General features: G+C 63.6%; 12 protein-coding genes. 6 read left to right on the forward strand and 6 right to left on the reverse strand.

The genetic code is table 11. From position 1 onward, the window contains the following. From AC3CB8_RS28585 to AC3CB8_RS28610, 6 genes are all read left to right on the forward strand, one after another. Positions 1-1,116 carry an ABC transporter ATP-binding protein gene (locus AC3CB8_RS28585; protein WP_023781265.1) on the forward strand — a complete coding sequence of 372 codons (1,116 nt, stop codon included), beginning with the start codon at positions 1-3 and terminating at the stop codon, positions 1,114-1,116. 68 nt (positions 1,117-1,184) lie between these two features. Continuing rightward, complete coding sequence (locus AC3CB8_RS28590) at positions 1,185-2,687, forward strand: FAD-dependent oxidoreductase (protein ID WP_352563698.1); 1,503 nt, start codon at positions 1,185-1,187, stop codon at positions 2,685-2,687. Then, positions 2,684-3,445 (forward strand): 3-ketoacyl-ACP reductase, encoded by a 762-nt coding sequence (locus AC3CB8_RS28595; protein WP_023781263.1) that lies wholly within the window; start codon positions 2,684-2,686, stop codon positions 3,443-3,445. Before AC3CB8_RS28590 ends, AC3CB8_RS28595 begins: the two co-directional genes overlap by 4 nt. Positions 3,446-3,457: 12 nt before the next feature. Further along, positions 3,458-5,086, forward strand: coding sequence for a GMC family oxidoreductase (locus AC3CB8_RS28600; RefSeq protein WP_352546755.1), 1,629 nt, complete (start codon positions 3,458-3,460; stop codon positions 5,084-5,086). A 9-nt stretch (positions 5,087-5,095) separates the two neighbouring features. Beyond that, entirely contained in the window at positions 5,096-5,380 is a 285-nt protein-coding gene (locus AC3CB8_RS28605) for a Dabb family protein (protein WP_352563697.1), read from the forward strand. Positions 5,381-5,502: 122 nt separating this feature from the next. Beyond that, on the forward strand, positions 5,503-6,720 hold the full coding sequence (locus AC3CB8_RS28610; protein WP_023770527.1) for an MFS transporter: 1,218 nt from the start codon (positions 5,503-5,505) through the stop codon (positions 6,718-6,720). A gap of 4 nt (positions 6,721-6,724) precedes the next feature. Here the strand turns inward: AC3CB8_RS28610 and AC3CB8_RS28615 are convergent, their stop codons facing one another. From AC3CB8_RS28615 to AC3CB8_RS28640, 6 genes are all read right to left on the reverse strand, one after another. Beyond that, complete coding sequence (locus AC3CB8_RS28615; protein ID WP_023770528.1) at positions 6,725-7,570, reverse strand: EamA family transporter; 846 nt, start codon at positions 7,568-7,570, stop codon at positions 6,725-6,727. Positions 7,571-7,577: 7 nt separating this feature from the next. After that, positions 7,578-8,486: an endonuclease/exonuclease/phosphatase family protein gene (locus AC3CB8_RS28620; protein ID WP_352563696.1), complete on the reverse strand. Its 909-nt coding sequence runs from the start codon at positions 8,484-8,486 to the stop codon at positions 7,578-7,580. A 116-nt stretch (positions 8,487-8,602) separates the two neighbouring features. Further along, entirely contained in the window at positions 8,603-10,156 is a 1,554-nt protein-coding gene (locus tag AC3CB8_RS28625) for a cation:proton antiporter (RefSeq protein ID WP_023770531.1), read from the reverse strand. Positions 10,157-10,318: 162 nt separating this feature from the next. After that, complete coding sequence (locus AC3CB8_RS28630; protein ID WP_352563695.1) at positions 10,319-11,383, reverse strand: ABC transporter ATP-binding protein; 1,065 nt, start codon at positions 11,381-11,383, stop codon at positions 10,319-10,321. A gap of 16 nt (positions 11,384-11,399) precedes the next feature. Then, complete coding sequence (locus AC3CB8_RS28635) at positions 11,400-12,191, reverse strand: ABC transporter permease (protein WP_023770533.1); 792 nt, start codon at positions 12,189-12,191, stop codon at positions 11,400-11,402. Next, positions 12,188-13,105 (reverse strand): ABC transporter permease, encoded by a 918-nt coding sequence (locus AC3CB8_RS28640; protein ID WP_023770534.1) that lies wholly within the window; start codon positions 13,103-13,105, stop codon positions 12,188-12,190. Before AC3CB8_RS28640 ends, AC3CB8_RS28635 begins: the two co-directional genes overlap by 4 nt. Between the last annotated feature and the right edge of the window lie 37 nt (positions 13,106-13,142).

The following is a 13,142-nucleotide window of genomic DNA, read 5'->3' on the forward strand; positions in this document are numbered from 1 at the left end:
ATGGCTTTTCTGGAAATTGATGGTCTGAGGAAGCGTTTCGGCCAGGTCGAGATCCTGAAGGGGATCAATCTCGAGCTGGAAAAGGGCGGCTTCCTGGTGCTGGTCGGCCCTTCCGGCTGCGGCAAGTCCACTTTGCTCAATACCATTGCCGGACTGGAGACGATCACCTCTGGCGATATCCGCGTCGACGGCCGCACCATCACCGATCTGCACCCATCCAAGCGCGACATCGCCATGGTGTTCCAGAGCTACGCGCTCTACCCGAACATGACGGTCGCCGGGAACATCTCCTTCGGCATGGAGATGCGCGGCGTGCCGGCCGACGAGCGCCAGAAGGCGATCGACAAGGTGGCGAAGGTGCTTCAGATCGGCCATCTGCTGAACCGCAAGCCGAGCCAGCTGTCGGGCGGCCAGCGCCAGCGCGTCGCCATGGGCCGGGCGCTGGTGCGCGACCCCAAGCTGTTCCTGTTCGACGAGCCGCTTTCCAATCTCGACGCCAAGCTGCGCGTCGACATGCGCATCGAGATCAAGCGCCTGCACGCCACCACGGGCACGACGATCGTCTATGTCACCCACGACCAGATCGAGGCGATGACGCTGGCGACCAAGATCGCCGTCATGCGCGACGGCGAGGTGCAGCAATTCGGTACGCCGGCCGAGATCTACAACAACCCCAGCAATGTCTTCGTCGCCGACTTCATGGGTTCGCCGGCGATGAACCTGATCCCGGCGACCATCGACGGCAATGGCGGCGACCTCGCCGTCGTGCTCGATCGCGAGGCACGCCAGCCGATCACCTTGCCGATGGCCAACGCCCCTGCCGGATTGTCGGCGTTCAAGGGCAAGCCGGTCATCTTCGGCGTTCGTCCGGAGGCGCTCACCGATCCGGAAGGCGCGGAGCGCAACGCCTCGCAAATCGCCACTGCCGATTGCCATATCGAGGTGGTGGAGCCGGCTGGTTCCGACACCTTCGCCGTCACCAATCTCGGCGGCAAGGGCGTGGTTGCGCGGCTACGCGCCGATGCCAACATCCAGCCCGGTACCAACACGCCGCTCGCCTTCAACCTGACCAAGGCGGTGTTCTTCGATCCAGCGACCGAGAGCCGTATTCGCTAATGCGTGTCGCCCAAAAGTGGGTCCGGTTTTGGGGCAATGACATGCATCAGAACAAAGACCCCTAGACAATGACAACCCCGGATATCGTCATCATCGGCTCCGGCATCGGCGGCGCCACGATCGCCGCCGGCCTGGCCGGCAGCGGCGCTTCCATCTTGATGCTGGAGCGCGGCGAACCCTTGCCGGCGACCCCGCATGCGCGCGACACGCGCTCGATCTTCGTTGACGGCCACTACCGGCCGAAGGAGATGTGGCGCGAGGCCGGTGGCGCTGCATTCAACCCGGGCAATTACTACTATGTCGGCGGCAATTCGAAATTCTTCGGCGCGGTGCTGATCCGCTACCGCAAAGAGGATTTCTCCGCCATGGAGCACTTCGGCGGCGTCTCGCCGGCCTGGCCGTTTTCCTATGATGAATTCGAGCCTTGGTATTCCAGGGCAGAGCAGCTTTTCCGCGTCCGCGGCACGCTCGGCGAGGATCCGACCGAGCCGTTCCACTCGGTCCCTTATGCCTATAAGCCTGTGCCCGACGAGGCACCGATCGCCCGTGCCCGCGCCGAGCTCAAGCGGCTGGGCCTGCATCCGGCCTCGCTGCCGCTCGGCGTCGACATCGACACCTGGCTGAAGGAGGGCAGGACTGGCTGGGACGCCTTCCCCAATACTGGTCAGGGAAAGATGGACGCCCAGACCGCACCGCTGGCGGCGGCACTGAACGATCCGAACATCAAGCTCGAAACCGGCGCCTATGTCGAATATCTCGAGACTGCTCCGGACGGCAAAACCATATCGGCGGTTCATTACCGCCAGAACGGCGAGCTGAAGAAGCTGTCGCCAAAACTGGTCATCCTGTCGGCCGGCGCGGTCAATTCAGCGGTCATCCTGCTGCGCTCGCCTTCTCCCGATGGCAAAGGCCTCGCCAACCGCTCCGACCAGGTGGGTCGCAATTTCATGAACCACAATTCGAGCGCCATGCTGGCGATCGATCCGCGCCGCAGGAACGATGCCGTCTACCAGAAGACGCTGATGCTGAACGACTACTATCTCACGGGCGGCAAGGGCGGCAAACCGCTCGGCAATGTCCAGCTTCTCGGCAAGATCGACGGCAACATGCTAAAGGCCAATGTGAAACGGGTGCCGAAATTCGTGCTCGATTTCATGGCCGGCCATGCGGTCGACTGGTATCTGATGTGCGAGGACCTGCCCGACCCCGAAAGCCGCATCATGGTCGACGGTAAGGACATCGTCATGCAATGGCGGCGCTCCAACATGCAGTCGCTCGACGGGCTGACCAAGGTGATGCGCGAGAATTTTCGCGCCTGCGGTTATCCCCTGGTGCTGTCGCGCCCTTTCGACAAACGCACGCCCTCGCACCAGTGCGGCACGGTGAAAATGGGCGATCATCCGGCGACGTCGCCGCTCGATCCGTTCTGTCGCGCCTTCGAGCATAAGAACCTGTTCGTCGTCGACGCCAGTTTTCTGCCGAATTCGGCCGCCGTGAACCCTGCGCTGTCGATCGCGGCGCAGGCGCTGCGTGTCGCCGAACACATCCGCAAAGCGGACCTCGCCGCATGACCCGCCCGGCGGCCATCGTCACCGGCGGCGCGCGCGGCATCGGCCTTGCCTGCGCCGAAGCGCTGGCCGACGCCGGCTTCGACATTCTCGTGGCCGACCTTGCCGAAACAGCCGCAGGCGAGCTCGCCGCTGACATAACCGCGCGCGGCGCGAAATTTGCCTATGTCAGTTGCGACATCGCCGATCTTTCTAGCCACGCCGCCTTGGTCGAAACCGCCATGCGCGACCTCGGCCGCGTCGATTGCCTGGTCAACAATGCCGGCATCGGCGCCGTCGTGCGTGGCGATCTGCTCGACCTCAAACCCGACAATTTCGACCGCGCGCTTGGCGTCAACCTGCGAGGCACCGTATTCCTCAGCCAGGCGGTCGCCAGGGCGATGCTCCGCCAGCGCAGCGATCATCCAAAATCGATCATCACCATCACCTCGGTCAGCGCCGAGATGGCCTCGCCGGAACGCTCCGAATATTGCATCTCGAAGGCAGGGCTTTCGATGTGGGTGAAGAATCTGGCGCTCAGGCTCGCCCCGGAAAACATCGGCGTGTTCGAGCTGCGGCCGGGCATTATCCGCACCGACATGACGGCGGGCGTGACCGCCAAATATGACGCTTTGATAGACAGCGGCCTGGTGCCGGCGAAACGCTGGGGCGAAGCGTCCGACATCGGCGCCATGGTGGCCGCGCTCGCTGCCGGGAGACTGGGCTTTTCGACCGGCTCGATCATCAATGTCGACGGCGCGCTCTCCGTGCCCCGGCTATGAACGGATGAGACAATGACCGACTATATCATCGTGGGCGCCGGCCCGGCCGGCTGCGTGCTGGCCAACCGGCTGAGCGAGGATCACTCCAATTCCGTGCTGCTGCTCGAAGCCGGCGGCAAGGATTGGCACCCCTATATCCATATGCCTGCGGGCTTCGCCAAGATGACCAAGGGCATCGCCTCCTGGGGCTGGTCGACGGTGCCGCAGAGGAACATGAACGACCGCGTCTTCTGGTACACGCAGGCCAAGGTGGTTGGTGGCGGCTCCTCCATCAACGCCCAGATCTACACGCGCGGCAATGCCCGCGACTACGACGCCTGGGAGAAAGAGGAAGGGCTGGCCGGTTGGGGCTACCGCGACGTGCTGCCCTATTTCAAACGGGCCGAGAACAACCAGCGCTACGCCAACGATTTCCACGGCGACGAGGGCCCGCTCGGCGTGTCGAACCCGATTTCGCCGCTGCCGATCTGTGAGGCCTATTTCCGCGCTGGCCAGGCGATGGGCATTCCCTTCAATCCGGATTTCAACGGCGCTGCCCAAGAAGGCGTCGGCTACTATCAGCTGACCCAGAAGGATGCCCGGCGCTCCTCCGCCTCGGTCGCCTATCTCAGGCCGATCCGCGCTCGCAAGAACCTCACCGTCCGGACCGACGTACTGGTCACCCGCATCGTCGTCGAGAACGTCCGCGCCATCGGCGTCGAGGTGGTCGACAGGCCGGGCGGCGAGACAAAAATCCTGCGCGCCGACCGCGAGGTGATCGTCTCGTCCGGCGCCATCGGTTCGCCTAAGCTTTTGATGCAGTCGGGCATCGGCCCGGCCGACCACCTGAAATCGGTCGGCGTCACGCCGGTACACGACCTGCCCGGCGTCGGCTCCAACATGCAGGACCATCTCGACCTGTTCGTCATCGCCGAATGCACCGGCGACCATACCTACGACAATTATGCCAAGCTGCACCGCACAGCCTGGGCTGGCCTGCAATATCTGCTGCTGAAGAAGGGACCGGTGGCTTCCAGCCTGTTCGAGACCGGCGGCTTCTGGTACGCCGACCCGACCGCCGCCTCGCCCGATATCCAGTTTCATCTGGGTCTTGGCTCCGGCATCGAGGCTGGCGTCGAGAAGCTGAAAAACCCGGGCGTCACCTTGAACTCGGCCTTCCTGCGCCCGCGCTCGCGCGGCACGGTGCGGCTGAAAAGCGCTGATCCCACCGACCATCCGCTGATCGACCCCAACTACTGGTCCGATCCCTATGACCGCGACATGTCGCTCAAGGGCCTGCGGCTGGCGCGCGAGATCATGCGGCAGAAGGCGCTTGCCCCTTACGTGCTGCGCGAGGTGCTGCCCGGTCCGTCGCTCGCCAGCGACGATGAGCTGATCGACTATGCCTGCCGCACGTCCAAGACCGACCACCATCCCGTCGGCACCTGCCGCATGGGCAATGACGACATGGCGGTGGTGGCGCCGGACCTCAGACTGCGCGGCATCGAGGGGCTGCGCGTCTGCGATGCGTCTGTCATGCCGCGCGTGCCTTCCTCCAACACCAATGCGCCGACGATCATGGTCGGCGAAAAGGGTGCCGACCTGATCCTCGGCCGCGAGCCGCTGCCACCGGCGGTGTTTTCCGGCAACCGCGTGGCATAGGAGCAGAAAATGATCAGGCACTGTGTCTTTGTCAGGTTCCGCAACGACATCGGCGTCGATGAGCGCAAGGCCATTCACGCCGATCTCGAGGCGCTTCGCTCCGTCATCAACGGCATGGGCACCGTCCGGTTCAGCACCAATGTCAGCCCAGAGCCTTTCGCGCGAGGTTTCAGCCATGGCTTCACCATTGATTTCCGTGATGCCGCCGCCCGCGACGCTACCTCGTGCATGAGGCGCATCAGCGTGCCGGCGCCCGGCTGGTCGCGGCCCTCGAAGGCGGCACGGAGGGATTGATGGTCTTCGATCTCGATCTTACGAAAAAGTGACCGCCGGCCTTCCGAAAGCCGGCTGATCTCTGTTCTCTTTTGCCGACAGGGCGACATATCGTTCCTTTGGGGGATGCAAAGGAGGACGCCTTGAACCTCACTACCGAGCAGAAGAAAACCGTCCTGGCCTCATTCCTGGGCTGGACGCTCGATGCTTTTGATTTCTTCCTTCTGACATTCCTGCTCACCGATATTGCGACTGAATTCCAGACGGATGTCCCGGCAGTATCAAAGGCACTGTTCCTGACCTTGGCCACGCGCTTCATCGGCGCGTTCTTCTTTGGCATGCTAGCCGACAAATACGGGCGCAAGCCCATTCTCATGCTCAACATCGTCAGCTATTCGGTGATCGGCGCGCTCGCCGCCTTCTCACCCAATCTCGGCATCTTCCTGGCGCTGCGGGCCTTGTTCGGCATCGCCATGGGCGGCGAATGGGGCCTTGGCAGCTCGCTTGCCATGGAATCCGTCCCGCCGAGCGCCCGCGGCATTGTCTCGGGCATCCTGCAATGCGGTTATCCGGCCGGCTACCTGCTGGCGGCGGTGGTCTACGGCCTGCTCTACCAACAGACGATCGGCGGCTACACGATCGGCTGGCGCGCCATGTTCCTGCTCTCCTTCGTCCCGGCGCTGATCGTCCTGTTCATCCGCTCGCATGTGCCGGAATCTCCTGCCTTCGTCGAGGCACAGAAAACCGCTCGACCGGGAATGCTGGAGACCTTACAGAAGCACTGGGGCGTCGCGCTCTATGCTGTCGTGCTGATGATGTTCTTCAACTTCTTCAGCCATGGCACACAGGATCTCTACCCGACTTTTTTGAAGAAGCAACATGGCTTTGATCCGCATACGGTGAGCTGGATCACCATCGTTGCCAACATCGGCGCCATCGTCGGCGGCCTGGCATTCGGCGCGCTGTCCGAGAAGATCGGCCGTGTCAACGCCATCACCCTGGCCTGCATCATCGCCCTGCCGGCAATCCCGCTATGGGCCTACAGTTCCACGCCGTTCATGCTGGCCATCGGCGCCTTCATCATGCAGGTCGCGGTGCAGGGCGCTTGGGGTGTCATCCCCGTGCACCTCAACGAGCTTTCTCCCGGTGCGGTGCGCGCTACCTTGCCCGGCTTCATCTATCAAGCTGGCAATCTCGCCGCTTCCTATGGCGGTCCATATCAGGCCGGGATCGCCGAAGCCCCCGGCGGCAGCTATGGCTATGCGCTGGCGCTTTTTGCCGGCGTGGTCGCCGTCTGCATCATCGTCGTCATCCGCTTCAGTCCGGAGCGGCGCGGCCAGGTAATGACGGTGCTCGGCTGAGAGGTCAACCCATCCTCAGCGCGATGACGCCCGCGACAATGCTGAGCGCGGCGGCGCCGCGCCAGCCTGTCATCTTCTCGCCGAGGGCGTAGACCGAGATCATCATGGCAAACAGGATCGAAGTCTCGCGCAGCGACGCCACCGAGGCGATCGGCGCCTTGGTCATCGCCCACATGACGATCCAGTAGGCGGCGCCGGAAAGCACACCGGTGAACAGTCCCGTCTTCCAGTCGCGCGCCAGAACGGGAAGCGCCTTGGGCCCTCGGAAAACGAGGCACAGCACCAGCGCCCCAAATGCATCGCAGATGAACAGCCAGGCGGCATAGCTCTGCGCCGTTGCCGCCAGCCGCGCGCCGCTGCCGTCGGACAGCGTGTAGCTGGCGATGAAGATCGACGTGCCCAGCGCATAGCCGACGGCGCGCAGGTTCAGCTTCTCCAGATGCGCGCCACCGCGAAACGACATCACCAGCGTGCCGGCCGACAAAAGCAGGATGCCAAGGATGGCAAGCGGCGCCGGCACTTCGGCGACGACGAACATGCCGCCAATCGCGGCCAGCAGGGGTGCCGTGCCACGCGCCAGCGGGTAGGTCTGGGCGAAATCGCCGGCTTGGTAGGCTCCGATCAGGAAGGTGCGATAGCCCATGTGGAAGATCACCGAAGCGATGATGTAGGGCCAGACCTCCGCCTTCGGCACCTCGACGAAGGGCAGCACGACGAGGGCAGCAGTGCCCATGCCGAGCGTCATCAGCGTGATCGACAGGAAGCGGTCGAGATGCACCTTGACCAGGGCGTTCCAGATCGCGTGCATGGCGGCCGCGGCAAGCACCGCGAAGAAGACGAAAAGCGTCATAGGGAGCTCATCGACCTCCCCAGCCGAAGGGCGTCTCGAGATCGATGTCGACCCGGACCGGGAAGTGGTCGGAAGCCACCTCGCCGATGTCTGATCCAACCGAACGCACACGCCCGGCCAGCATGCCGCCGACGAAGCAATGGTCAAGCCGGCGCTTTGCCAGCCTGCCGTCGATGATCTTCTCATGCGTATGGAAATCCGCCACCGGCTCGCTGGCGACGGAAGCGGCATCGACGAAGCCGTCGAGATAGGCAGCACCCCGATGATAGGGCGTACCGCCGACAATTCGGCGATATTCGGCGCTGCCGGATTCCATGTTGAAATCGCCCATCCAGATCGTCGCCAGCGGATTTTCCGGCTCGACTTCCCCATGTGTCCAGTTACGCGAAGGTTCGTCGTCCGCGCCGCTCCACGGTCCGCCTTCCGATGGTGCCCGGCGGTGCTCGGTCATGAGATAATCAATCTGCTCCAGCCGCTCTTCCGCCGCGATGTGCGCGAGATGCAGCGACAGCACCCTGACCGGCCCCGCCGGCGTGCGGATCATGCATTCGAGCGCGGCGTTGCGGGTGTTGAGCGGCCGCAGTGTGCGGCGCATCGGCAGCGCGTGCAGTCGCGACCAGACGATCGGCAGCTTCGACATGACCATGGTGCCGAACTGCCGGCGGCGACTGACCAGGCGGCCGTCACGCAGCTCGCTGGCATCCATGTCGAAGGCTGGGCCGTAGACCCAGTGATAGCCAGGCAGCAATTGGGAGAGCAGCTCCGGCTGGTCATCGAAATCGCTGCGCTGCCAGTGCCGCTCGACCTCCTGCAAGGCGATGATGTCGGCGCCGGCGACAAGGCGTGCCGCACGCGAAAGATCGTAGCGTCCGTCGCTGCCGAATCCGTACTGGATGTTGTAGCTGACCAGCTTCATTGCTTATCCGGCTCACTTTTCGATGTTGGCAGTAGCGGTTCGGCTGATCGCTTGCAATGTGCAGGAGGACGGATGGGGCTTGGGCCAGCAGAGCAGCGGTCGAGACGCGGTATCTGCTAGTCGGTGGTCAGCGGCTGGAAGCGCCCTGCCGGCGATGCCGCAAGCTCCGTCCAGTCGATCTCTTCCTCCAGACGGTGATAGGCTTCGTCGCCGATGGTGCCGTCGCGGCGCAGTTCCTCCAGGGCATCGCGCTGGCTTTTGATGGCATAGAGACGCAGCCTGTCATATTCGGTCGCGGCCTGGGCGTCCTCGGGATTTTTGGCGACCTTGCGCTGGGCGGCATATTGCTCGCGCACAGCGGCTGCGGCGCTCGAGGTCTTGCCGCTCAATACATCGAGAGCAGCCTGCATCACCACGACGCGCGCCTTCGCGACCTCCCGGTCGACCGTTTCGTCGGGATCCAGTTTCAGGATGCGCAGCAGCGGCTTCAGGCTCATTCCTTGCAGCACCAGGGTGCCGAGCACGACCGTGAAGGCGGCGAGCACGATCGGATCGCGAGCAGGAAATTCGACCGGCAAGGCGAATGCCGCCGCAAGCGTTACCAGTCCGCGCATGCCGCACCAGCCGATGAGCACGCCGCCGCGAAAGGACGGCGTATCCGGCTGGTGCTCGGCGCCGCCAAAGCGGGCAAACCACCTGATGATTGCACCGCAGCCCAGCACCCAGATCAGGCGCGAAACGATGACGACCGCCAGCACTGCCGCGGCAAAGATGAACGCGTCGAGCTCTCCCGTACCGGCGAGCCGTCCGACGATCGACCGCGCCTGCAGACCCATCAGCACGAAGGCCAGCACGTTGAGCACGAACACCGCCGTCTCCCAGACCGAATAGGAACTGACACGCTTTCTCGCTGACATTCGGCGCGGCGCGGTCTGCGCGATGGTCATGGCGTAGACGACGATTGTGATGATCGCCGAGAGACCCAACCTGTCCGCCAGAATCCAGACACCGAACGTGCCGGCGAACTGCACAACGGTGCCGCTGGCGGCGTCCTCGATGCGGCTCAGCGTGGCGAGCGACAGCCGGCCGAGTACATAGCCGGCCACCAGGCTTCCAACGGTCGACAAGGCGACCATGGGCGCGGCGCTGCTCAGCAGGAACGGACCGAGTGCGGCGGCGACAGCGATACGGTAGATCAGCAGCGCGGTTGCATCGTTGAGCAGGCTCTCGCCTTGCAGGATGGTGGTGATGCGATGCGGCACCTTGAACTGTCCGAGCACGGCCGACGCCGCGACGGCATCGGGCGGCGCTACGATGGCGCCAAGGGCGACAGCTGCTGCAATCGGCAGGCCTGCCATCTTCCAGCCGAGCAGCGCAACCGCTGCGGTGGTGAAAACGACCGCCCCCAAGGCCAACAGCGCGAGCGGCAGCCGGTTGCGATTGAGGTCGCGCAACGAGGTGTCATAGGCGGCGTCGAGCAGCACGGGGGCGATGAACAAGGCCAGCGCCAGTTCCGGGTCGATTTCGATGGTGGGCATGCCGGGCAGGAAGGCGATGCCCGCGCCCGCCAGCGCCAGCAACGACGGATAGGGAACTTGCAGCCGCCGCGACAGCGCCGTCAGCGCGACTGCAATCAACAGGAGGATAAGCGTCAGTTCGAAAAGAGCCATGCTCTATCGTAGCCGCCGAACGAGGCGATTGGCAGTGCCAAAGTCATGGTCGTGAAACAACAGGGACACCTCTGGCGCGGGCCGTGTTGCTGCCGACAGCATGAGAAATCCCGATGGCTGGGGCGCGCACGTTTGGGAGCGCCTTCCGACAGCGGACTCTACCTAGTGCAGCACCAGCATATCGCTCGATGAGAACGAAATCTCGGCCTTCTCTCCGACCGCGGGCGGCGGGGTGGCGGAGTTGTTGAACGTGTCGAGCGACACCGTGTTGCCGCCGATGCCGACACGGACCCGGATAACCGAGCCGAGGAAGTGCACTTCGGAAATCTCTCCGGCCAGGCTGGAGTCGCGGCCGGGCTGGCGGCCGAGCGAAATCGCCTCGGGCCGCAGCGCCAGAGACAGCGTGTCGCCGGACTTCGAGCCGTTGAGCTTGCCTTTGAGCGAGACTTCCTGCGTGTTGACTTGCACCTTGCCGGAGGCGGCGTCGGTGACCTTGCCTTCGAGCACGTTCAGCGTGCCGACGAAATTGGCGACGAACTTGGTCGCCGGCCGGTTGTAGATCTCGAACGGCGTCGCGACCTGCTCGGCCTTGCCGCCATACATCACAGCGATGCGGTCGGAGATCGACAGCGCCTCTTCCTGGTCATGGGTGACGAAGATTGTGGTGATGCCGAGCTTCTTCTGGATCGAGCGGATTTCTTCGCGCAGGGACACGCGCACCTTGGCGTCCAGCGCCGACAGCGGCTCGTCGAGCAGCAGGAGCTTCGGCTTCGGCGCGATCGCGCGCGCCAGTGCGATGCGCTGCTGCTGGCCGCCGGAGAGCTGGTAGGGATAGCGGTCCGCCATCTGCGGCAGCCTGATCATGTCGAGCATCTCGGCGACGCGCCTGTCGGCATCGGCCTTGTTCATGCCGGCAACCTTCAGTCCGAAAGCGATGTTCTGCGCCACGGTCAGGTTCGGGAACAGCGCGTAGGCCTGGAACACCATGCCGACATTGCGCTGGTTAGGCTTCAGCCGCGTGATGTCCTTGCCGGCGACCACGATCTTGCCGGCCGATGGTTCCTCGAAGCCGGCGACCATGCGCAGCACCGTCGTCTTACCGCAGCCGGATGGCCCCAGGAACGAGACGAACTCGCCCGGCTCGACGTCGAGGCTGAAATCCTGCACCACGGTGTTGGACCCGTAGGACTTTCGCACATGCTGGATCGACAGGAATGGCTCGGCCATGGCTTTTTCTCTCAGGTCAGTTCGGGCGGTTCGCCGATTTCGGCGCGAAGCGGGACAGGATCTGGATGAGCGACATGCAGCCCCAGGTAATGGCGAAGGCGATGATGGCAAGGGCTGCCGGTTCATAGGCGCGGTTGGCGCCGACGTTTTGCAGATAAGGGCCGAAGGCCGGACGGTTGAGGAGGCTCGCCATGGTGAACTCGCCGATGACGATGGCAAAGGTCAGGAAGGCGCCCGACAGCACGGCGATCAGGACATTGGGCAGGATCACCCGGCCAATGATCGTGCCCCAGCCGGCCCCCAGGATCTGCGCTGCTTCGGTCAATGTCCGCACATCGATGGTGCGCAGCCCGGTATCGACGGCGCGATACATGTAAGGCAGAGCCAGCGTCGCATAGCCGATCACCAGGAGGGCATTCGCTCCCATATTGCTGCCCAGGAACGGCAGCGGGGAATTCGAGCCGTACATCCGGATATAGCCGAAGACGATGACGATGGCTGGAATGACCAGCGGCAACAGCGTGATGAATTCGACGATCGGCCTGAGCCGCGGCAGGCGCAGCCGGATCCAGTAGGCCGCCGGCACCACGATCAGCACGCCGAGAATGATGGTGAAGACGGCCGCTACCACCGAATACAGGAAGGTCGACTGGAAGCGAGCGTCGCCCAGCACGATCTGGTAGGCGTCGAAGGAATGGACGCCGCGGCGCATGCGCAACGAGAACTCGACAGTCGCCATCAGCGGAATGAAGAAATAGGCCGCGCCGACAATGAAGACGACCCAGGCCCAGAATTTGCCCGACTTCATTTGAGCCACCTTTCGGACCGGGTCCGGAACCAGATGTAGAAGACGTTGGCCAAGCCCGTGATGACGATCATGCCGAAGGCGATGGCATAGCCGAGCTGCGGGTTGTGCAGCACGTCGCCATTGATCTGCGAATAGAGCTTGATGGGAACGATGTTGAGTGCCGGGCCGGCAAACGCGTAAGCCGTGGCGATGGCGCCGAAGGAATTGGCGAACAACAGGATGACGGTGCCAAGGAAGCTCGGCCATATCACCGGAATGACCACCATGCGCCAATACTGCGACTGGGTGGCCCCGAGCGTGGCGGCGGCCTCGCCCCATTCCTTCTTCAAACCGTCGATGGCCGGCACGATGATGACCACCATCAGCGGAATCTGGAAGAACAGATAGACCGCGATCAGGCCCGATGTCGTGAGGAAATTGAAGCCCATCGCGTAGATGTTCACATTGAGAACGTCACGCAGAAGCGTTGTGACGATGCCGACGCGGCCGAGGGTAGCCAGGAAGGCGAAGGCCAGCGGCAAGCCGGCGAAATTCGAGGCGACACCCGAAAAAGTCAGGGTCGCCGAGCGGGTCCAGTTGGGAAGCCCGCCGCGCACGATGGCGATGGCAATCGCGAGCCCGGCGAAGGCACCGATGACGGCCGACCAGAAACTGATCTTGATCGAAACCCAATAGGAAGCGCTGATCGAGGGATCGCTGATCAGCTGCAGGATATTATCCAGCGTCAGCTGACCGTCGCCATTCTGGAAAGCGCCCAGGACGAGATAGATCGTCGGCAGGATCAGGAACATCAGGACGAAGATGAAGAAAGGCGCCACGCCAATCCACTGCATCGGAAAGCGGAAAGTGGTCGCCTCGTTCGGCGGCGCGGGCTTGGTGGTAACGGACTGATTTGAGAGCGTAAGATCGGTCATGCGCCGGCTACCGTCTTCGAGGGGAAACCGGGCGGCC

Source organism: Mesorhizobium sp. P160927 (assembly GCF_057766385.1).